Genomic DNA, 20521 nt, shown 5'->3' on the forward strand with positions numbered 1-20521 from the left:
GGATAAAAACGTGGGTTAGCTTTTGGATGATGGGCGTCCGTTCTTAAAGAGCGGCAGCGCATGCCTCTGGTCGTGGTTGCCGCAGCAAGGTGGTTTTAAATGCCTGGGCTGAATATATCTTCAAGTGTAATTCCGGTGATGAATCTCCAGGGGGGAACTCGTAATGAGAGGAGTATTACGGGTGCGCTGCTGTCAAGCAAGAACAATGCCGAGGTGAACCTGGCCAAGGTTTCCCATCAGGACACGCCGCATACACAGGACGCAGCGTATCGCGATCTTGCGAAGCAAGCGTGCAGGGAAATTCTTGGTGACAAAGCGAATATTGTACTGCGGGACACAACTAACCATGGCGCTCGGTTGACACAGCATGCGATCAATCTTCTTGTGCTGAAGAATGAGGTTGGTAGCGGTGAGGGCGGATCGTTGACAAACGCGGTCCAGCAACTCAACAGTGCAGTTGAGTCTTATCGTGACTACGGGGAGAAGGGGTACTCATCAACCTGCAACGTGGGTTCGTCTTCTGCGTATCAAGCCAACTTCGAGATAGAGAAAGCGATTGATGAGCTTGTCAACGAGCAACGTGGCGTTTTCGATACCGCAGCGGGACTGATGCATGAGATGTACCTGCGTGAGGGGCTTGCGAAGGCGCAAGGGCTCAGTTTGGGCTTGAGTCTCAATGAGCAGTCGGCGGTCAATAGCAGCTTTTGTGGAAACGCTACTGAAGTAGCCAATAGTCATCTGGTGTCGCAGTTGGACGGCCATATGCAAAAGGGAGGCGGTACTGGCCTGGCCAGATTTGTCAAAGCCATGCTGAGCCAATTGGACTTGGGGCGTGATCCGGTGGCAGATCGCTCGAAGCAATTGAAGGAACCCACTGCAAGGGCTCGAAGCGAGGGAGGCGATGTCGGGCGTTTGGCCCGCGATATCTCTCAGAGAGGTGGCGGAGCCAGAGTTGGCGACATCATTGTCAAGCCGGATGCTTCGTCTGGAGGGGAAGGCGCGCTGCTTAAGGCGCTCGATATCATCGGCGAGCAAAGCCGGTTCTTGCAAAATCGAGTCGTTGATCTCGAGCGTGAACTGCTGAGGGTGAGTAACCCGAATCAAAACCACGTGAGTACTGATCTGTCCTCGCATGGCAGCCAGATCTTGGGCATGGGAAGCCACACGAGCCCGAAACGAGCGATTACCGCTCAAGTAGAGGGTGTGGCAATCGATAACTTGTTATCGAGTGCAGCTTCGAGTGAAATATTGGATAAGGTCGAGACTTCTCCTTCTGATACAGAGGCTGACGATAAGTCGGAAGACGGCGGTAAGGCTGATTTAGTCTTAGAAGATGTGAGCATTGATCGCGTTAAGTATTCAGTCGTACCTGCTCCCAGGGTGTACTTGTCTGCCGGAAGCAGTTCATATGTGAGCGGGGCTTCGAGGTGGGGTAAAGGGTGAATCTTGAAATAGAAGCCATCATCATCGCGATCCTCGCCGATAAACTCGTGGTCGACGTCGATGCCGTTACCCCAAATGCCCGCTTGGTGGAGGACCTTGGTGCGGATTCGTTGAATTTTCTGGATATCGCTCTGGATATCAACCAAATCCTGGATATTGAACTGCCTCCAGAGGGTTTGGCCTGTGTTCGCAGAGTGGGCGATCTTCATCTCTTGGTTCATCAGGCAATCGCTCGGGCCTCGGTCTGATCCCGCTCTCGAAACTGCGCGCCCATCAGGGCGCGTAGTTATTTCGCAGTGAACTATCTCGAATAGACTCCGCACGGCATGCGTCAATTACTCAGTAGTAAATAGAGATTTTCCTTGGGTGATGCGGATTAGTCTCTAGAATGTTATGGAAAAATCCCAAATATCGTAAGGATCTTTTTCCCTATAGTTGATCACTCAAACCGGGGCGCGGGTCCACCTAGGCTCTGTGTGAAAAGTCTTGAGACGAAGGTCAGGCAAGGCGAAAACAGCCGAGGAAGCGGAGTTTACGGGTTGTAAATGAGCATTCCGAGGCTGTTTTCAACGCAGCATCACCGAGTATCAAGGCTTTTCACACAGAGCCTAGCCAATGCCACGGTCTAACCGACGCACAGGGGAGGGGCAAATTGCGTTATGGGATGGGGCACTAATCAATCGTCAAGTCGGTCATTTGTTTTTGACCAATGGATTTTGCAGGGAGATGGACTGCTTCTGCATGACGGTAACGGACTACATCTTCCACCCAAGGAGTTACATGTATTGCGGCTACTGTTGGGGGCGGCGGGTTCGCTGGTTCCCAAGGGCTGGCTGCTCGACGAGGTGTGGCCCAACTGCGACGTGGCCGAGGAGTCCCTGACCCGCTGCATCTATGCGCTGCGCAAGTTGCTGGGGCGTGAGAATGACTACATCAAGACGGTCTATGGCAAAGGGTATCGTTTTGCAGGTGGGGTCGTAAAACGAGTCGCTTTGCCATCTTCGCTCTCATCGGTGCCCTCGTTATTGGTCTTGCCGTTGTGGGTGCAAGATCAGGCGTGTGGCCTGGAAATCCAGTGTGAGGTGGTTCGCCGACTGGCCGCCGCGTTCGGTGAAAGCCTTTGTGTGATACCGGCGGGGCTGACAGCCAATGCGCAGGCTTCAGAAGATTGGCTGTCGATAGTTGAGCGAATGACGCCTGATTTTTATCTCAGTATTCGTTGTATCGCGGGGTGCGGGGCGTTGTCGGTCGAGTTGGCTAGAGGTCGCAATCATGCGCTGCTGCACAGCGAAGCGCTGGTGGCAAGCGATGGACGGGAAGAAGCATTGCAGCGCCTGGTTGCTCTGGTAGTGCAGCGTCTGCAGGGTTTGCGTCCAACGGTATCGCAGTGCGGCTCCTACCCCCTGGCGCAGTCCTGTCTCAATGGCTGATGACGCCCAACAAGGCTTTGGCTCAAGCACTACAGGCCAGGCGCTGATCGTTTGCAGCGGGTTTTCCTCATAGTTTGATCAGGATTGCTTGCCTGTCACTCCCTATCATTGCTTGCACGTCGAAGCGTTAGGCGCTTTTCATACAGATAGACCGGGTGGTGAACAGCATGCAGGACTCCCCTGCAACGCAATGCATCCTGAGGGTGTTCAATGGCCCGCTGCAGGGCTGCGAATTTGATCTGGTGCAGCAGCGTACTCTTTTCGTTGTGGGTTCCGAGGCAAGGTTTTGCTCGATCGAGCATCCGCTGAGTGTTCCGGAAGATGCGATCTACATTCCGCTGGAGTGCGGTGGTGGCAATTTCGAGGTCTTGCTTGGCGATAATGACGGTTCGGGGTGTGCAGTGCGTATCTTGGGCGACGAAGGTGTGGTTGAGCGCCCCCTTCCATTCCAGTCACTGGAAAATCTATCGGGGTTGCTAATCGCCGTGCGCCCGTTCGATGAGGCGTGGCAGAGTGAGCTGTTGGTACGAGGGCCGGCTGTGCTTGCAGAGCCTGAGCCGGCTCGGGTGCCAAGCACCGTCTCACGGCGAGTGGCTATTGGAGCCGTATTGGCGATGATGGTCGGTTTGGCGATGTTCGGTTGGCACGCTTCGCGCCCCACGCCTGTTTCGAATGTCGAGGCGCTTATTGCCGGGGGCAACAACAGCATGGTCGTGGTGCATGGGCGCGACCAGGCCATTTACGTGTTCGCCGACTCCGAGCGCGATGCCGGGTGGGGAAGGCAGGTACTGGTGCGCAATGGGTACTCGGCGACTCAGGTGATGACAACATACGACGAGCGTCGGCGCCTGGAGAGCCTGGTGTCCAGCCTTGCGCCGCAACTTGCCTATCACCGTGTGGATCTCAGTGATCCGCTTGTCCCGCGCTTGTTGATCAGCCGCCAGCGCAGCCTGCTGACACCCGAGTTGCAGCGTCGTCTGGAGCGTGCTCTGGGCGCAATCGCGCCCTACGCTCGCGAAATAAAGATCGTACTTAGTGACGACGACGAACTCTTGCATCTGGCCGAGCAAGGCTTGCAACGCTTGGCACTGCTCTTTACTCGGCACAAGCATGCTGACAGCGTGACCTTTACAGTCGAGGGCACGCTTGAGGACCCTGAGTTGCAAGCCCTGGGTGACTTTGTCGCGGAATTCGGTCGGCAATGGGGTGAGCGATACGTTCATTTCGCAATCGCGCTCAAAGATGACCGGCTCAAGGGCAAGTCATTCCAGTATGGCCCGCAGGGCTACATCAAGATGACGCCGTCATCCTGGTACTTTCCTAAACCCCTTTGATAATGACGGGTGATATATGAGTGGTGTTTCAAATCCCATTGAGTTTCATGATGATTTCCTGGGCCGACAGGCTCAGGGCTTCGAGGACGGCGCTACCGATCTCAAAACCAAACTCGATGAAGCACTGGCCGCATTGCATAAAGATGCGTCGGACCCCACGCTTTTGGCGGCCTATCAGGCTGCATTCTCTTCCTACAACGTTTTCCGTAACGTTGCGACCAATACGATCAAGGGCTTTAAGGAAATTGATACAGCGATCGTTTCCGCCGCGCGTTAAGTTCTGTGGCTCCTCTCGGCTGTTAGTCGTTCAGTACGCCTGCCGAGTACTTTTGTGAGTGTTCCCATGTCTGTTTCTTCTTTGACTTCAGTGAGCCCGAGTTCGCTTCGGATGGTTGAATTGGCTCGTCCCGAGCCTGGCTCGGTGGTTTCCCTAGAGGGGCGTTTGATCGAGAGTTTGGCCAGCTCCGCTGTGGCTACCGAGCGTGATCATGCAAGGATCAATGCCATGCTGAGGCGTCCGGATATCACCAACCCGGAAGTCTTGAGCGAATTGCAGTTGCTTACTGCGCAGTACAACATCGATGTCTCCTTACTCAACGTCCTGGTCCGTAAAACGGTGACCACGGCCGAAACCTTGTTACGTTCGTCATGAAATTATATGGCTGTCTTGTGCTGCTTTGCCTGATGCTGGTTGGCTGTCGCCAGCCGAGTTTACTTGAGGGCCTTGACCAGCAGCAGGTCAATGAAGTGATTTCGGTGCTGCAGCGCAATAACATTACTGCGGCTAAGGTGGATAGCGGTAAGGCCGGATACTCGGTGCACATCGCGCAAGCGGATTTCGCGGCGGCGGTCGATTTGTTGGCCTTGTATTCACTGCCCTCCAGGCCGCGTATCGAAATCGCTCAGATGTTTCCTGCCGACTCCCTCGTCGCTTCGCCGCGAGCCGAGAAAGCGCGGCTGTACAGTGCGTTGGAACAGCGACTGGAGCAGTCGTTGAACACCTTGGAGGGTGTGGTTTCGGCGCGGGTGCATGTGAGTTACGACCTGGAAACCGGAGAAAGCGGTCGCAAGGTTGCGCCCATCCATCTCTCGGCGTTGGCGGTGTATGAGCGTGATAGCGAGCCTCAGCGGCTGGTCAACGATATCAAGCGTTTTCTCAAGAACAGTTTTTCGGCCGTGGAGTACGACCACATTTCGGTGGTCTTGTCCAAGCGGGCTTCAATTCAGCATGCCGCCCCCATGCCGGAGCCTCGCGCTTTCGCATTTACCTGGCTCTTTGTGATGATCGGCTTAGGCATTCTGGCTGCGATAGCCTACGGGGTCATGCTTTATCGACAGCCGAAAGAGATCGAACATGCGCCTCAGAACTGAAGCACTGCGCGCGATCCTACAGCAGCCGCTGGACTATCTGCACCCGCACCGGGCTGTTGTGCCGGCGCTGTTTGACGAGCCGGCAGCCCGGGCGGTGCTCAATCAGTTGTTGCTGAAGGGGTTGCAACTCAGTTGTCCCGATCCACAGCAGCTCAAGTGCAATTCGTGGACAGACTGCTGGGTCGCACATTGGCAGCATTTGCCCGCAGTCGCCCGCCTGATGGGGGCGCACTTGATGTGGCCGCAACTAGCTCGCGGGGCGCGGATGCGTGAGCTCAATGTGCCGACAAGAGCGTTCGCCTGTATTGACCTGGGCAATCGGCCAACGGTCGAGGTCAGCGAAGCGGATGGACTTGAGCAGTCGCTCTGTGCCCAGGGGCTCGCTGCCTTGGCCGCCTGGCATCCACACATGCCGGAGGCGCTCATGCAGCGTCTGTACTTGCAGTTCTCGCCACGTGTGGTCGAGCTGCAGCAAACGTTGCCGCTACTGGCGCCGAACCCATCACTTTTCATTCTGGCGGTACAGCATGCTCGAATCCATCAGAACGCTTGTTGATATTCCGGCGACGGATGCGCTCCTGCTGCGGCATGAAGAGCGGACGGCTGCGCGTAATCGCCGGTTGTTGATGCAGCAAGCCCGCGAGCGAGCCAAGTCATGTGTTGCACAAGCGCAACAAGAGGCAGAAATGGTTCGTGCGACCGCCTTTCAGGACGGCTATGCCCAGGGGGTGCTACAAGCCGCGGCCGAGGTGAGCGGGCTTCTGTTGCAATCGCGGCGGATGGCGAGCGCGCTGCAAGCTGAACTGGCACAGGCCACCCGGTCCTTGCTGGGGGATTTGCTGATGGATGAACGACTGCTCGATGCGCTGCTGCAACGCTGGCAGGACGGGTGGGTAGGGCAAGGCCGGGAGCCGCTGCAGATTCTTCTGCCGCTGCGGTGCAAGGCCCAACAGGTGGCGCTGAAAAACAAGTTGAAGGATGTGGGGGTCGAGCGTGTGGAGATCCGCTTCCATGCCCAGGAACGTTACTTGTTTCGCCTGGCGGATCAGGTGATCGAACTCGACATCGGCGCCACTCAGGAGCGCCTGTCGCCGCGTTTGATCGCCCAGCTCAAGCAGTTACCGGATAGTGTGCGCCAGCTCGATGAAGCGTCGAGGCGCTTGTTTATCAGTTGGGCCGCTGAACTGAACAAGGAGGGGGAAAGTTCGAGTCACATTTTTGAATGGGGTAAAAGTGATGACCATTGAGATCTACTCGGTCGCAGGTCCCGGCCAAGCCGTGCCACAAAGCCCTGAGATGATTGTGCCCCTGGACCAGCGCATGGGGCTTCAGGGCGGGAAAACCAGTTCTGATCCGGATCCTGAGTTTGCTCAGTTCTACGATGAGCTCATGAAGTGGATAGCGTCCACGACACCCTCGCCGGGCAGGATTCAGGGTTACTTGAAAAAATACGCGAATGCCGGGGGCGAACTGCCCTATAAAACGACACAGAAGCAAATGGACGCGTTGACGCAGGTGATGGTGCGGATGAAAGAGCAAGGCTTGGACGGGAGTGAAGCTTATAAGGAGATAAGAGTTGCGCTGGTATCGGTTTCATCGGCCAATATGTTCGTCAAGGAGTTTATGCAGGAGGTGTTCAAGCCCTCTGAGGACGAAGAGAGCCGCGAGAATATCAGTTGGTAATTGCATATTCGTGTTTTAAGTGGGCGATAAGCCGTTTAGGTTCTGTTGACCACCCGATCCGAGCCGCCCATAAGCCAGATGCGCTTTTCCGACTTCGGGTACGCCGATAAGCGCAAGCAAACCCGCCGCGAGCGCTTCCTTGCCGAGATAGATCAGGTCGTGCCCTGGACAGGCCTGCTGGGGCTGATCGAACCTTTCTACCCTAAGGCCGGTGGCGGTAGAAAGCCTTACCCACTGGAGACCATGCTGCAAAGTCGGTTTTCCCTGAGCGATCCGGCCATGGAAGAAGCGCTCTATGAAATTACGTCCATGCGTCAGTTCGCGCGTCTGACACTGAGCTCGCCGATACTCGGTGAGTAAGCCCTGTTTGCTAAGCCTATATTTCTGTTGTTGCTGTCGTGTAGGCGGTCGCCTCGGCGTATTTTGAACTCTGCCCTAAATGGGCAAAAACGCCCAGCTTTATTTTTGGTTAGTAGAAATAAACTAGGCCCTGTGTGAAAAGTCTTGAAACGAAGGTCAAGCAAAGCGAAAGCTGCCGAGGAAACGGAGGTTACGGGTTGTAAATGAGCATTACGAGGCTGTTTTCAACGCAGCTTCACCGAGTATCAAGGCTTTTCACACAGAGCCTAGGGTTTGGCAAGAAAATGAGCTGAATTTGCAAGAGGGGATTATCTGTGCTCCATATTCTACGCTTACACGAGATGTCTAAACGATTTGTTTTGGTCATGTAAGAAATTGAGTTAGTCGCAAGTCCTCGTTAGCTAACTGACGTGGCTTGGGGTGGAAGGACATGTGAATAACTGGCAAGAAGTAACAGGATCGTGCAGCGAGGTGATGCTCGTTCTTTTTGTAAATATAAACGCAATGGTGGGTGGATAATGCATCATTCAAATGTTGTGTATAACCCTGTGCGGGTTGAAGTAGAGTGCGAAATCAGTAAGCTGTTGGACGTGCTAAAAGAACAACATCAGTTGAGCGATGTTCATTTCGATGATCTCAGTGAAGTTGCTCTTCGCTTGGGTAGTGGGGATTTTTTTTGTTTGAAATATGAGTGTGGTCGAGAGAGTCTGGTGCTTTTTTTTAAGATAGTATTGCCGGTGCCTCTTACTGATAATGAATTGAGTGAGCTGGTTGAGCTGCCGTGTTATTCCGAAATAAATTTAAATGGTGATATGCTGTCTGTTGAGGATAATGTTCTGGTGTATTACAAGGTCATGAGTTTAAAAGATGTTTGTAGTGGTTTGCTGGAAGTTGTGTTCATGGCCCTGTTGAAGGGGTATATAAGTTTGAATTCTTCTCTTGAACATCGCTAAAGTTAGAATTGAAGTCGAGGTGAGGTCTATGCCTTATATTAACAGGTCTGCAGTTATTCTGTGTGCGCTATCCGCTAAAAGTTTCGAGGCGGAAGACAGGGGTGTTCTAAAGAACTCCACCTTGCTAACACCAGCCCAAGCCAAAGAATTGAGTGAGGTGGTGGATAGGTTGAATTTGCATACTTCAAATCTTCGTGAGGGAAGGCAGGAGTTTTTACAACCTGTTTCGTTCGTCAGTATATTGCCGTCTAAAAGTATGGAGGAGATAGTTGGGCGTGGTAAGGTTGATGTGGCGGCGAACGTTTTTGACCAAGACCCCTATAAAACAACGGCGAATAAAAATAGGGCTATTGAAGTAGCCATTGGTAAGGAATTGGCAACCAGTGAGAAACTTAACGCGATAGCCAGGAATATCAGGTTGGCTACTGGTGCGCCTATGAGGTTTGGAGATTTCACACCTGAGCAGCAAGAAAAGATTCGGCATGAAAGCAAGAACATTGGTGGTGCAAAGGAGCTGATTGCCGATAAAGACAATTTGGACGCCCACGTGCTGGCGACACTTATAAAGGCTGAGGATGCGATCTACAATGTCCCAGGGATGGAAAGGCGACAGTGCATGTTTAATCATGTGCGAACCCCGGATAATCCAATCTTTCCTTGGAATTCACATCGATTTGATCTGGAAATCTGGAAGGTCAATAATCCCATTCAGTATCCGGCAGATGTAGCCAACTTGATAGCGGATAGATGGAATGAGTTGATTTCCAGAAAAGGCGATGACCCCAACTACTTCCGGGACGCATTCGGAATTGTTGATCATCGTGACGGGATTCTACATATTTTACAGGGCATGGAGCCGTCCGCGCGCAAGGCGCTATTCGAAACGATGAGTATTAGTTGGAGTACAGAGCTATTCACGAATGATGAGGCCAACTCCAGAGACAGCAATCCCTTGGGAAGTCAGTTTCGTCAACATACTACGGGGGGGTTGTCCAACGTGGTCAGATGGTCTGATAGTGAGGACAAAAGTGTTAACCAATGGGTGCTTGACGCAATCGCACACGGCAAACCTGTCATCTCTGGACCTAGCGGGCACACCCTACGATATTTGAATCACTACGCCATGTGTCGTGAGATGTTGAGCTACGACAAGAATACTGATACAAGTCAGCTTCCAACACTTGAAGAGGCTCGGCTCGTGATGCTGGGTAATCTACTCCCTCCGAAGAATCATCACTCTTATCATGAAATCATGCTTGCTTCTGTCGGTGTCTTTGATGGTGAAGCGGCACTTGGGTATAGCAATAAATTAAACTACGATGACCTGAAGTCAACGTCTATCGGTAGTGAGATTTTAACCAGTGTTTCAAGGCGTGCCGTCTAGTTAAGGCGGCAACTGGCATGGCCCGGAGTCATGCCAGCCCCGACATGAAATATGATTGTTCTCTGCTGATGAAGATTTCAGTCGTTCCTTTGGTCGTCTGAGCTTTCGCTATCTGTGTCAAGCGAAAAGCAGGTTACTACCGGTGCTCCATAAGACTGAAGCAATTCTTGGTGTAGTATAAAGCCATCTCTGATTTTTACTGCCTTTTCCATTGCTTCATCTGAGTCGTTACTGTGCAAGGCATGCATTGCCAAGTGTTGTACTTCGTTTTTGAATGCCATCCCAATCCGGTCGGAACTACGCCATAATACAAATTTGTTGTTTTTTGGGTCAAAAACGCCACCGTTGGTACTGGTGTGTTCAACTTCCTTGCATACGGCGCAGGGGACAAATCTTCCCGCCATGTTTACAATTATGTGTTGTCCCGTTTGCAAGCCTAATTTAGCAATGGCTTGATCGTAAATGATGTCGGCAGACTTGGCCAGGTATTCTTCTATATTCTGTTCTGCATGCATCGTCTCGGTTACACCTTCCGGCAGGTAGGGCTTTGATTCCATTTTGTGGGGAGGGGGATGAATCATAATGTGGTTGGAGGTGCCGAAGCGTTTAATGTCTTCCAAGGCATTGAAAATTGTCAAGAAGCCGGCTTTGCATTGTAGTGCGATGGTTGATTTGTTCAAATTGGTGTCAGGTCGGATGCCTCGATTGTGAATGATTTCCGTATGAGCCTTACTTATTGTCGTGAGCACGGAGTCGATCGAGGCAAAAGTCTCAATGAGTTTCCTGTGGTGTCTGGAACGCCTGGCGCTTATCACTTTTTCCCAGTTTTCTCTTTCATTAGTCTGAACGCGTTCGTGGACAGATTTAAATATGTCACTGTCTGTCAAGGCAATGCGGAGAGCCTCTTGAATCTTGTCTGCGTGGAAATTGGATGAGAGATGCAATCGGTTGCAAAAGACACTTGCCTGAACTTCAAGCGGATTGCTGTTTAGTTTAAGGTTCATTGCGGTGTTCACGGCTAGCGATATTTGCCGCAATGCCTGGCTTAAACGGTCATACCCTTGATATTTTTTTGGGGGAGGCGGGCAAATGTTTTTGCGAATTAAGGTGTCTGCCACCGTGTGGTTAATATAGAAGGCTGGACGACTTTCAGTGATGTGGTGGTGTTTTATTTTTTCGCTAAGCTCTCCTTTTTTTCCGAATACAAGCAAGGTGGTGATATCATTCAGGTGAGCTTTTTCTTGATCCGATACCATTGTGGTATTAGCGAGTGCGCTGACAGGCGTCTTGCTTCTTGTTGTCGCTTCTGTGAGTGAGGGAGAGCGTTGAGTGGTCGTTGTATTGAGCACGCTTTCCAATTGTGGACTCCAATATTATTGTGTGGATAGAGTTGTCTAGAAGGGCTGTGAGTTAAGGGGAGCTGGTCGTGAGATGTCTAGATTGCTTCGATAGTCAAGTGTTTAGGCGCAGTTATCGTTTTTTTGAGCGCGCGCGGCCTGTCCGATCAATGTACTGGCATTACGGCTGATGACTATCATTTTTCGCTCATTGTTGATGTCATTTCGAGTAAGGGGGGCTGATTACGTGTCTTGAACTAGCGTCAGCTGGCAAGATTTACTTGGTTGTGCGTAGCTGATGTTGCTGGCTTGACCGCCAGAGGGGAGAAAGCGCAACGGTGTTCCGCTGCCGTCGCAGAGCATGTGGATTTTGGTTGTCAGGCCGCCGCGACTGCGATCTAGAGCTTGATCGGTAGGCTCGTCAGGCCCCTTATGAGATGGTCACCCCGCCCCCCTGCGAAAGCACGCTTTCGCAGGGTGCTTTTACCGCGGAGATCGTCATCATGAGCACAGTGACACTGATCGGCATCGATATCGGCAAACATAACTTTCATCTGCATGCCTAGGACAAGTCCGAGGTCATGCGCAAGAAATGCTTACGGCAGCAGATGATGGCATTCCTAGTCAATCATCCCATTTGTAGGGTGGTAATGGAGGCCTGTGCCGGCGCGCATTACCTAGCTTGAGAGTTCAAGACTATGGGCCATGACGCCAAGCTGATTTCGCCTCAGTTCGTGATGCTTTTCGTCAAAAGCAACAAAAACGACTATGTCGATGCCCAAGCAATATGCGAAGCCGCCTCTCGCCCATCCATGCGCTTCGTGACACCCAAGTCTCCTAATCAACAAACGCTGTCCGTTTCCCACCGGATCCGTGAATCGTTGATCCGCGACCGTACTAAGACCGTGAATCAGATGCATGGCTTTCTGCTTGAGTTCGGCATCAGCTTGCCGGTCGGGCTGGCAGTCATCAAACGCCTGGCCTCAGTCTTGGAAGAACACGATCTACCCGTCCGGCTCACCGCGCTGCTGCATGACCACTTTTCTCTACTTGGACGACCAAATCAAGGTGTTAGACAAAGAGGCGGAAAGCCAGCTGGCTGACGATGATCTTGGAAGTCGTTTGCTGAGCATTCCGTGTGTCGGGCCGATCACCGCCAGTCTCCTGGTTGTGGAGACGGGCGACGGAGAACAATATGGCAGCAGTCGCGACTTCGCGGCATACGTGGGCTTGGTACCCAAGCAATACAGTACGGGTGGCAGGCAGGCCTTGCTGGGGATCAGCAAGCGTGGCGACAAGATCTTCGGTCTTTGCTGGTGTTATGCGCTCGGGTTTACCTGATGCGTCTGGAGCATCAAAAAGGCCCGTTGGCTGAGTGGGTGCGGTCGTTGTCGATGCGGCGCCACTCCAATGTGGTGGCCTGCGCGCTCGCCAACAAATTTGCCCGTATCACATGGGCTATTGCGACACGACAACACTCGATACTACGCGGGGCCAAGCGCCGTGACCACCTGACCCCGCAGGTGCAGCACCGTGTTTCACCATCAGGTTTTGTGATAGCTGGACAATAGATGAAATAAACGGCCGACCTGCCTAGCGACGACCCTGTGGGAAAAATTGGGTCTCTTGAAGCCGCCCCCCTTCTTAGGGGCGCCGGGCGCGGATACTCATCGTGGAGCGGGATACAATCCCAAACAAACGCCGGATAGATTTAGGTAAGCCATCCATTTCATCCGATGATCAGTATTGCAAAAAATGGGGTGACCATAGATTTTTTCCCGGCGCCAGATGAGGTTCGGGTTGCACGTACTGCGGTTGAGTCGTTCATCCCGGCTTGCAGATCGATCAAGCGTTGCTCATTCAATCTCAGGTGCAGGCGTTTGAGCATCTGATCGAATGTCCTCTGGTTTCGCCAGCCCCGAAATCGTTGATACCCCGTTGACCACGGGCCAAATCGATCCGGCATATCACGCCAAGCAGCACCCGAGCAGAGCACTCAGAGCACGCCATCGAGCATCAGTCGGTCGCTCAGGCGCGGTCGCCCCCGACCATAGGCTTCGATGAAGAGATCGGAGACCACATCCGAGGCCTCGTCCGAGAGTTCGTACCGCTTTGCCATCATAGAATTCCTTTCCGTAGATGGCGGAGGACCCTACAGAATTTCAGCTTCCGAGGGACGTCGATTCAGTCTCTCGGGATTTCTTATAGAACCTATGGAGGTGATCAGGCCCACAACCCAAACACCACCAACGCCGCCACACCCAGCCCGACCGCAACCGAACAACCGCCCAGCGACAACGCCGCCCGGCCTTGCCGGTACCAGCCATCATGGCCAAGCTGCCGCGCCGGTGCCAGCAAGCTACGCCAGCGCAGCTCCGTCTCGTGGAATGCCTGTAAGTTGGCCGGGTCGGCATCCAGCCAGCGACGGAAGTCGATCCGCTCGCACGCGGTCACCTGTGGGCTCTGCAGGCGCACATACCATTGCCCGGCTACACTCGCCAGCAGATCCCGGCGCGAGCGGCCGACCTGCAGCGCCTGGTCCATGTTGCGCTCGACACTGGCCAGTGGCAGGTCCAGGCGGGCAGCGATGGCGGCGAAGTCCAGCTGGTCGAGGCGGTTGAGCAGGAACACTTGCAGTACGCGCCGTGGCAGCCGCTTAAGGGCATACAGCAGGGCATCGTCGGCATCGTGCTCGGCAACAGGGGTTGGGTGCTCAAGGGGCAGCAGCAGACGGGCCATGGACAGCTCCTTGCTCTACAAAGGGGGGAGGGGTGGGGGCATCTTCCTTGATGCGTGATCAGCCTAGGTGAAACGAGAATGATTCGCAAGTGCTGATTCCGCAAAGTTTTGTAACGAGCGTTCACGCCCTGAAACACCTTTGCTATCATGCGCGCCATCACGATCTTCATTAGCCTGAAGAGCCAAAAAAAAGACCCGGCAAAAAGCCGGGTCAAAAACCGTGATTAGCCTGATGAGGAGATAATCTGAGAGCGACCTAAGCTTTCAGGTTATCCAGCAGATCTCGCGATCAGCTGAGTGCAATAATAATCGTTATCATTTGCCAGTCAAATGAATTTTCGCTAATCCGGTAAAAAAGTTTTACCGGCGCGCTTCCTTGTCCCGGCAATCGGGGCCTTTGCCGTTACCAGGCCATCACGTTCTCTCCCTTCTTTTTTACCTACAAACCCGGTTTCCCGGTGTGTTTGTGCTCCAGCAGTGCGCGGGCCATGTCCATCATGTGCATCAGGGCGAAGGTCAGTTCGCGTTGGCTGCCGTGCTGGTGGCTGGCGGTTTCCTGTGCGGTTGCGGCGGCGCAGCGCAGCAGGGCGATAGCGTGTTCCTGGGCCTGGTCGCCGGTTACGCCTTCGTGCAGGGTCCAGATCTTGTTGTCCAGGCTGGGGCGTGGCGGGTTGGGGTTGAGGTAGTAATCGAGGGCGCGGCGGGCGGCTTCGCTGTCGAGATCTGTTTCGTCGTTTTTCGATGGTTTCATGGCAATACCTGCTGATTTCCCTTCAAGCACACTGGAATCACAGCATAGGTCAGTCTGTACTATTTAATGCCAAATAAATAATTCAGATTGTGTATTGCTGCGGATAATACAGTCCGTATTGTTGCCGCCTATGGAAAACTGGAACGCATTTCTAAAGCGCTACAAGCGCGAACATAACCTCAGCCAACTCAAGCTGGCCGAACGCCTGGGCATGACGCAGGGCGGCGTGGGGCATTGGCTACGCGGCACCCGGCGGCCGACGCTGGAAACCATTAACGAAAAGCTGGAAAAGCTTGGGCTGGTGTTTCTGGAGGCCCAAGTCATGGTGGTGGAACGCGACATTGTGCGTGAAGCACCAGGGCACTATGCGGCTGAGCAGCCGGTTTCGGGCGAAGCGCTGCTTTATGCCAGCTTTCGCTTCCCGGTGCTGAGTTGGGCGGATTTGCAGGGGCCTTTGCCAGAGACAACCAAGGCCCACGAACAGACGGACTACATGCCCGCGGGTAATGCATTCTGGCTGGTGGTGGAAAACGATTCGATGAACGCCGCCAGTGGCAAGAGCGTGCCTGAGGGCATGCGTGTGCTGGTGGATGCCGGTCTGCCGGCAGAGCCAGGCAGGCTGGTCATTGCAAGGCAGCCGGGGCGGCCGCCAGTGTTGCGGCAGTTGGTCGAGGAGGGTGGAGACAAGATGCTCAAGCCGCTGAATACGCGCTATCCGACTGTTCTCTGTGAAGAGGGTTGCGAGTTTCTGGGCGTGGTCGTGCGGGTGCACGGGGCCTTCTAGATTGCCGGGGCTGCTGCGCAGCCCTATCGCGACACAAGGCCCCACAGGTAAAGCGGTACTCCCAGCCTGCGCGGTGTCTGTGGGAGATTCTATGGTATCTGGCAGTGGCACCAGGGTTGCCAAATGCTCGCCATGGTATCTGCAGCGCCTGTGAGATCGAGCGCCGCCCGCGCGGCGCTTCGCGGCGCAAGGCCGCTCCCACATCTGTTTCGGGCCAGTTATTCCTGTGCCTTTAGCGCGCGCACCCTCGGTGCATGGCTTGAGATTGATGAAGAGCACTGGCGCAGCCGATATCGAATGGAACAAACAAGGCGGGCAGAGGTGAGCTCACAGGATTGACTGGCCCGAAACAGATGTGGGAGCGGCCTTGCGCCGCGAAGCGCCGCGCGGGCGGCGCTCGATCTCACAGGCGCTGCATATTTTGTGGCCAACACCTGTCAGCCCTGATGCTATCCCAGTGGGAGCGGGCTTGCCCGCGAAGAAGCCTACGCGGTGCATGGCACCGGCTGCGCCGGTATTCGCGGCTAAAGCCGCTCCCACAGGGTCGCGTAGCGGCGCCAACAGGCTTACTCCACCAATTCGACCAGCACCGTCCCTTCGCTGACCATATCGCCTTCCTGGCAGAACAACACCTTCACCGTCCCTGCATGCGGCGCGCGAATGCTGTGCTCCATCTTCATGGCCTCCAGCACCACCAGCGCCGTACCTGCTTCCACCTCTTGCCCCGGCTCCACCAGTACGCGCACGATGCTGCCGTTCATGGGCGCACCCAACCCGCCCTGATGGCTGTGGCTGGCCTCGGCCTCGGCAATCGGGTCGAAGGCCTCGATGGCATGCATCTCGCCATCCCAGTGCAAGTACAGCGTGCCACCCCGGCGAATTGCCAAGTGCTGGGTGCGCACCCCATCCTGGTCATGCACCAACTGCTCGCCAAGCAACTGCCAGGTAGAAGTAGCGCTGCGCTCCAGGGCAACCGCCTGGTCTTGACCACCACTCACCAGATGCAGGCTGGCGCGTGCGGGCAAACCCAGGCGCAGGCCGTTGCGCTCGCCCCACGGCGAACTGCGGTCGTCCTCGCGCTGATGCCCAGCCTGGCCCTGGAGCCAGGCTTCGGCCGCCGCTTCCCAGAAGCTGGCCGGCAACGCCTGTGGCGCAGGCAGCAAAACCTCCTGATGACGTGGTATGAAGCCGGTATCCAGCTCAGCCGCCGCAAACGCCGGGTGCGCCAGAATGCGCCGCAGGAACGCAATGTTGGTCTTCAACCCGCCAATCGCGAACTCATCGAGCATGGCCAGCAAGCGCAGGCGCGCCTGCTCGCGGTCTTCGCCCCAGGCAATCAGCTTGCCCAGCATCGGGTCGTAGAACGGCGACACCACATCGCCTTCGCTAACCCCGCTGTCCACCCGCCGGCCTTCGCCAGCCGCAGACTCACGGTACAGCGCCAGCTTGCCTGTGGCAGGCAGGAATTCGTTGGCCGGGTCCTCGGCATACAGGCGCACCTCGATGGCATGGCCGATCAGCGGCACCTGTTCCTGAGTGATCGGCAGCGCTTCACCACAGGCCACGCGAATCTGCCAGGCCACCAGATCGAGCCCGGTGATGGCCTCGGTAACCGGGTGCTCCACCTGCAGGCGGGTGTTCATCTCCATGAAGAAGAATTCGCCACGGGCGTCGAGCAAGAATTCCACGGTGCCGGCGCCCACATAGCCGATGGCCTGGGCCGCGCGCACCGCCGCCTCGCCCATGGCCCGGCGCAGTTCTGGCGACAGGCCGGGGGCAGGGGCTTCTTCGACCACTTTCTGGTGGCGGCGCTGGATCGAGCAATCACGCTCGTTGAGGTACAGGCAGTTGCCGTGCTGGTCGGCAAACACCTGGATCTCCACGTGGCGCGGCTTGAGCACGTACTTTTCCACCAGCATGCGCGCATCGCCGAACGATGACTGTGCCTCACGCTGGGCCGAGGCCAGGGCGTCGGCCAGCTGACTTTCCTCCTCGACCACTTTCATGCCCTTGCCACCGCCGCCGGCACTGGCCTTGAGCAGCACCGGGTAGCCGATGCGTTCGGCGGCGGCGCGGAAGGTGTCCAGGTCCTGGGCTTCGCCGTGGTAGCCCGGCACCAGTGGCACCCCGGCAGCTTCCATCAGCGCCTTGGCCGCCGACTTGCTGCCCATGGCGTCGATGGCGCTGGCCGGTGGGCCAAGGAAGATCAGCCCGGCCTGTTCGATGGCGCGGGCGAAGCCGGCGTTCTCGGACAGGAAGCCATAACCCGGGTGGATGGCCTGGGCGCCGCTGGCCTTGGCTGCAGCCAGCAGCTTGTCGACCAGCAGGTAGCTTTCGGCGGCCTTGGTACCGCCCAGGTCCACGCGGATATCGGCTTCGCGGCTATGGCGGGCGTCACGGTCGGGGGCGCTGTGCACGGCCACGGTGGTCAGGCCCATGGCCTTGGCGGTACGCATCACCCGGCAGGCGATTTCGCCGCGGTTGGCGACCAGCAGGGTGGTCAAAGCGGGGCGGCTCATGGGCGCGGTTCCTTCTTGTCGTCGGTTTGCCAGGCAGGGCGGCGTTTTTCAAGGAAGGCGCGCAGGCCCTCCTGGCCCTCGGCGCTGACGCGGATACGGGCGATGGTGTTCTCGCAATAACGGCGCAGTGCCGGGCTGAGTTCGCCGTCGTCCACTTCGCGCAGCAGGTCCTTGGTCGCGCGCAGTGCTTGCGGGCTGTTCTGCAGCAGGTTGTTTACCCAGGCTTCGACCTGGGCGTCCAGTTCGCTGGCCGGGTACACCTCGGCCAGCAGGCCCAGCTCGCGGGCTCGCACGCCGCTGAAACGCTCAGCGGTGAGGGCATAGCGGCGTGCGGCACGCTCGCCGATGGCCTTGACCACGAACGGGCTGATGACTGCCGGGGCCAGGCCGATGCGCACTTCCGACAGGCACAGCTGGGCGTCTTCGGCGCCGATGGCCATGTCGCAGCAACTGATCAGGCCCAGCGCGCCGCCAAAGGCCGCACCTTGCACCACGGCCAGGGTCGGCGCCTTGAGGCGGTGCAGGGCGTACATCAGCTCGCCCAGTTCGTGGGCGTCATCCAGGTTGGTATTGAAGTCCAGCTGCGCCGACTGCTGCATCCAGGCCAGGTCGGCACCGGCGCTGAAGTGTCGGCCACGGCCGCGCAGCAATACAAAGCGCAGGTTGGCATCTTCGGTCAATTGGTCGATGGCCACGATCAGCTCGCGGATCATCTGCGCGTTGAAGGCGTTGTTCTTGTCCTCACGGCTCAGCCACAGGGTGGCGAAGCCGCGTGGGTCGCGAGTCACTTCAAGGGTGCTGAAATCGCTCATGGGTCACATCCGGAAAATGCCGAAGCGGCTCTGTTCGATCGGGGCGTTCAGCGCGGCAGACAACGCCAGGCCGAGCACGTCGCGGGTTTGCGCCGGGTCGATGACGCCGTCGTCCCACAGGCGGGCGCTGGAGTAGTAAGGGTGGCCCTGGTGCTCGTACTGGTCGAGGATCGGCTGCTTGAGTTTGGCTTCATCTTCAGCGCTGAACGGGTGGCCGCTGCGCTCGCTTTGCTCGCGCTTGACCTGGGCCAGCACGCCGGCGGCCTGTTCAGCCCCCATCACGCCAATGCGTGCGTTGGGCCACATCCACAGGAAGCGCGGGTCGTAGGCGCGGCCACACATGCCGTAGTTGCCGGCACCGAAGCTGCCGCCGATGATCACCGTGAACTTTGGCACCTGGGCACAGGCCACGGCGGTTACCAGCTTGGCGCCGTGCTTGGCGATGCCGCCTTCTTCGTACTTTTTACCGACCATGAAACCGGTGATGTTCTGCAGGAACAGCAGCGGGATACCGCGCTGGCAGGCCAGTTCGATGAAGTGCGCGCCTTTTTGCGCGGCCTCGGCGAACAGGATGCCGTTGTTGGCCAAAATCGCCACTGGGTAGCCATGCATATGGGCGAAGCCGCACACCAGGGTGGTGCCGAACAGCGCCTTGAATTCATCGAACACCGAGCCGTCGACCAGCCGCGCGATCACTTCGCGCACATCGAACGGTTGCTTGGCATCGGCCGGCACCACGCCGTACAGCTCGTCGGCGGCATACAGCGGCGCCACCGGGGCCAGGCGCTGCAGCTTGCCCAGCTTGTGCCAGTTGAGGTTGGCCACGCTGCGTCGGGCGATGGCCAAGGCGTGTTCGTCGTTGTCGGCATAGTGGTCGGCCACGCCGCTGGTGCGGCAATGCACATCGGCGCCGCCGAGGTCCTCGGCGCTCACCACTTCACCGGTGGCGGCTTTTACCAAGGGCGGGCCAGCGAGGAAGATGGTGGCCTGCTGGCGCACCATGATCGCTTCATCCGCCATCGCCGGCACATAGGCACCGCCGGCGGTGCACGACCCCATCACCACGGCGATCTGCGGGATGCCCAGCGCGCTCATGTTGGCCTGGTTGAAGAAGATCCGCCCGAAATGCTCGCGGTCGGGAAACACTTCGTCCTGGCGCGGCAGGTTGGCACCGCCCGAGTCCACCAGGTAAATGCACGGCAGGCGGTTCTGCAAGGCGATGGTCTGCGCGCGCAGGTGCTTCTTCACCGTCAGCGGGTAGTACGAGCCGCCTTTGACCGTGGCGTCGTTGGCCACGATCATGCATTCCACGCCTTCGACGCGGCCGATGCCGGCGATCACGCCCGCGGCGGGCACGTCTTCGCCATACACCTCATGGGCGGCCAACTGGCCGATTTCGAGAAACGGCGAGCCCGGGTCGAGCAGGCGGTCGATGCGCTCGCGCGGCAACAGCTTGCCCCGCGAGGTGTGCCGCTCCTGGGCCTTGGGCCCGCCGCCCTGGGCCACCTGGGCGAGCAGGCCGCGCAGGGCCTGGACCTGTTCGAGCATGGCCGCGCTGTTGCCGGCGAACTCCGCCGAACGCGGGTTGATCTGGGTGTGCAAGGTAGCCATGTGCGCCCGT

The 20521-nt window shown here is 56.7% G+C and carries 19 protein-coding genes and 4 pseudogenes; 15 read left to right on the forward strand and 8 right to left on the reverse strand.

Translation table 11 applies throughout. The features are described from left to right. Nucleotides 1-99: 99 nt before the first annotated feature. The 13 genes and pseudogenes from ACIP1G_RS12790 to ACIP1G_RS12850 all read left to right on the forward strand — a co-directional run bounded on the left by ACIP1G_RS12790 (nucleotide 100) and on the right by ACIP1G_RS12850 (nucleotide 9958). Nucleotides 100-1443 (forward strand): hypothetical protein, encoded by a 1344-nt coding sequence (locus tag ACIP1G_RS12790; RefSeq protein WP_400737326.1) that lies wholly within the window; start codon nucleotides 100-102, stop codon nucleotides 1441-1443. After that, the gene (locus ACIP1G_RS12795) at nucleotides 1440-1691 is read left to right on the forward strand and encodes an acyl carrier protein (protein ID WP_400737329.1); all 252 of its coding nucleotides are present in this window, start codon (nucleotides 1440-1442) and stop codon (nucleotides 1689-1691) included. Before ACIP1G_RS12790 ends, ACIP1G_RS12795 begins: the two co-directional genes overlap by 4 nt. A gap of 411 nt (nucleotides 1692-2102) precedes the next feature. After that, nucleotides 2103-2873 (forward strand): winged helix-turn-helix domain-containing protein, encoded by a 771-nt coding sequence (locus tag ACIP1G_RS12800; RefSeq protein WP_400737332.1) that lies wholly within the window; start codon nucleotides 2103-2105, stop codon nucleotides 2871-2873. Between the two features lie 167 nt (nucleotides 2874-3040). Next, nucleotides 3041-4207, forward strand: a complete 1167-nt coding sequence (locus ACIP1G_RS12805) for a PrgH/EprH family type III secretion apparatus protein (protein ID WP_400737335.1) — start codon at nucleotides 3041-3043, stop codon at nucleotides 4205-4207. Nucleotides 4208-4223: 16 nt separating this feature from the next. Beyond that, nucleotides 4224-4484 (forward strand): EscF/YscF/HrpA family type III secretion system needle major subunit, encoded by a 261-nt coding sequence (locus ACIP1G_RS12810; protein WP_085621878.1) that lies wholly within the window; start codon nucleotides 4224-4226, stop codon nucleotides 4482-4484. 66 nt (nucleotides 4485-4550) lie between these two features. Then, nucleotides 4551-4859 carry a type III secretion system inner rod subunit SctI gene (gene sctI, locus ACIP1G_RS12815; protein WP_400737339.1) on the forward strand — a complete coding sequence of 103 codons (309 nt, stop codon included), beginning with the start codon at nucleotides 4551-4553 and terminating at the stop codon, nucleotides 4857-4859. Further along, on the forward strand, nucleotides 4856-5578 hold the full coding sequence (locus ACIP1G_RS12820; protein ID WP_400737341.1) for an EscJ/YscJ/HrcJ family type III secretion inner membrane ring protein: 723 nt from the start codon (nucleotides 4856-4858) through the stop codon (nucleotides 5576-5578). Before sctI ends, ACIP1G_RS12820 begins: the two co-directional genes overlap by 4 nt. Continuing rightward, nucleotides 5562-6134 (forward strand): hypothetical protein, encoded by a 573-nt coding sequence (locus tag ACIP1G_RS12825; protein ID WP_400737344.1) that lies wholly within the window; start codon nucleotides 5562-5564, stop codon nucleotides 6132-6134. The genes ACIP1G_RS12820 and ACIP1G_RS12825 overlap by 17 nt, the downstream gene beginning before the upstream one ends. Beyond that, the gene (locus ACIP1G_RS12830; RefSeq protein ID WP_400737347.1) at nucleotides 6106-6825 is read left to right on the forward strand and encodes an oxygen-regulated invasion protein OrgB; all 720 of its coding nucleotides are present in this window, start codon (nucleotides 6106-6108) and stop codon (nucleotides 6823-6825) included. The genes ACIP1G_RS12825 and ACIP1G_RS12830 overlap by 29 nt, the downstream gene beginning before the upstream one ends. Further along, nucleotides 6815-7261: a hypothetical protein gene (locus ACIP1G_RS12835; protein WP_400737349.1), complete on the forward strand. Its 447-nt coding sequence runs from the start codon at nucleotides 6815-6817 to the stop codon at nucleotides 7259-7261. Before ACIP1G_RS12830 ends, ACIP1G_RS12835 begins: the two co-directional genes overlap by 11 nt. Before the next feature lie 69 nt (nucleotides 7262-7330). Continuing rightward, nucleotides 7331-7609, forward strand: a pseudogene (locus ACIP1G_RS12840) (IS5/IS1182 family transposase); the annotation flags it as partial. A 530-nt stretch (nucleotides 7610-8139) separates the two neighbouring features. Further along, nucleotides 8140-8574, forward strand: coding sequence for a hypothetical protein (locus tag ACIP1G_RS12845; protein WP_400737352.1), 435 nt, complete (start codon nucleotides 8140-8142; stop codon nucleotides 8572-8574). A gap of 28 nt (nucleotides 8575-8602) precedes the next feature. Then, a complete protein-coding gene (locus ACIP1G_RS12850) occupies nucleotides 8603-9958 on the forward strand; it encodes a hypothetical protein (RefSeq protein ID WP_400737354.1) in 1356 nt (451 codons plus the stop codon). A 77-nt stretch (nucleotides 9959-10035) separates the two neighbouring features. On the opposite strand, the gene ACIP1G_RS12855 is transcribed toward ACIP1G_RS12850, so the two are convergent. Then, nucleotides 10036-11316, reverse strand: coding sequence for a hypothetical protein (locus tag ACIP1G_RS12855; RefSeq protein ID WP_400737356.1), 1281 nt, complete (start codon nucleotides 11314-11316; stop codon nucleotides 10036-10038). A gap of 264 nt (nucleotides 11317-11580) precedes the next feature. After that, nucleotides 11581-11724, reverse strand: a pseudogene (locus tag ACIP1G_RS12860) (IS5/IS1182 family transposase); the annotation flags it as partial. A 74-nt stretch (nucleotides 11725-11798) separates the two neighbouring features. Between ACIP1G_RS12860 and ACIP1G_RS12865 the strand changes: the two are divergent. Further along, a pseudogene (locus tag ACIP1G_RS12865) lies at nucleotides 11799-12767 on the forward strand (IS110 family transposase); the annotation flags it as partial. Between the two features lie 299 nt (nucleotides 12768-13066). Here ACIP1G_RS12865 and ACIP1G_RS12870 read toward each other — a convergent pair. The 3 genes and pseudogenes from ACIP1G_RS12870 to ACIP1G_RS12880 all read right to left on the reverse strand — a co-directional run. Next, nucleotides 13067-13414 (reverse strand): annotated as a pseudogene (locus tag ACIP1G_RS12870) (transposase); the annotation flags it as partial. 104 nt (nucleotides 13415-13518) lie between these two features. Beyond that, nucleotides 13519-14034 (reverse strand): DUF4880 domain-containing protein, encoded by a 516-nt coding sequence (locus ACIP1G_RS12875; RefSeq protein ID WP_400737359.1) that lies wholly within the window; start codon nucleotides 14032-14034, stop codon nucleotides 13519-13521. A gap of 439 nt (nucleotides 14035-14473) precedes the next feature. Then, a complete protein-coding gene (locus ACIP1G_RS12880; protein WP_400737361.1) occupies nucleotides 14474-14785 on the reverse strand; it encodes a DUF6124 family protein in 312 nt (103 codons plus the stop codon). A gap of 130 nt (nucleotides 14786-14915) precedes the next feature. Here ACIP1G_RS12880 and ACIP1G_RS12885 point away from each other — a divergent pair, with 130 nt between their 5' ends. Further along, nucleotides 14916-15569 carry a LexA family protein gene (locus ACIP1G_RS12885; protein WP_400737362.1) on the forward strand — a complete coding sequence of 218 codons (654 nt, stop codon included), beginning with the start codon at nucleotides 14916-14918 and terminating at the stop codon, nucleotides 15567-15569. Between the two features lie 566 nt (nucleotides 15570-16135). Here ACIP1G_RS12885 and ACIP1G_RS12890 read toward each other — a convergent pair. From ACIP1G_RS12890 to ACIP1G_RS12900, 3 genes are read right to left on the reverse strand one after another with little or no spacing between them, the layout of a single operon-like run. Further along, complete coding sequence (locus ACIP1G_RS12890; RefSeq protein ID WP_400737364.1) at nucleotides 16136-18088, reverse strand: acetyl/propionyl/methylcrotonyl-CoA carboxylase subunit alpha; 1953 nt, start codon at nucleotides 18086-18088, stop codon at nucleotides 16136-16138. Next, a complete protein-coding gene (locus ACIP1G_RS12895) occupies nucleotides 18085-18900 on the reverse strand; it encodes a gamma-carboxygeranoyl-CoA hydratase (protein ID WP_400737366.1) in 816 nt (271 codons plus the stop codon). Before ACIP1G_RS12895 ends, ACIP1G_RS12890 begins: the two co-directional genes overlap by 4 nt. A 3-nt stretch (nucleotides 18901-18903) precedes the next feature. Continuing rightward, nucleotides 18904-20511: a carboxyl transferase domain-containing protein gene (locus ACIP1G_RS12900; protein WP_400737368.1), complete on the reverse strand. Its 1608-nt coding sequence runs from the start codon at nucleotides 20509-20511 to the stop codon at nucleotides 18904-18906. Nucleotides 20512-20521: the final 10 nt, after the last annotated feature.

Origin of the sequence: Pseudomonas sp. NPDC089392, from assembly GCF_044749595.1 — a bacterium.
Classification (GTDB): domain Bacteria; phylum Pseudomonadota; class Gammaproteobacteria; order Pseudomonadales; family Pseudomonadaceae; genus Aquipseudomonas.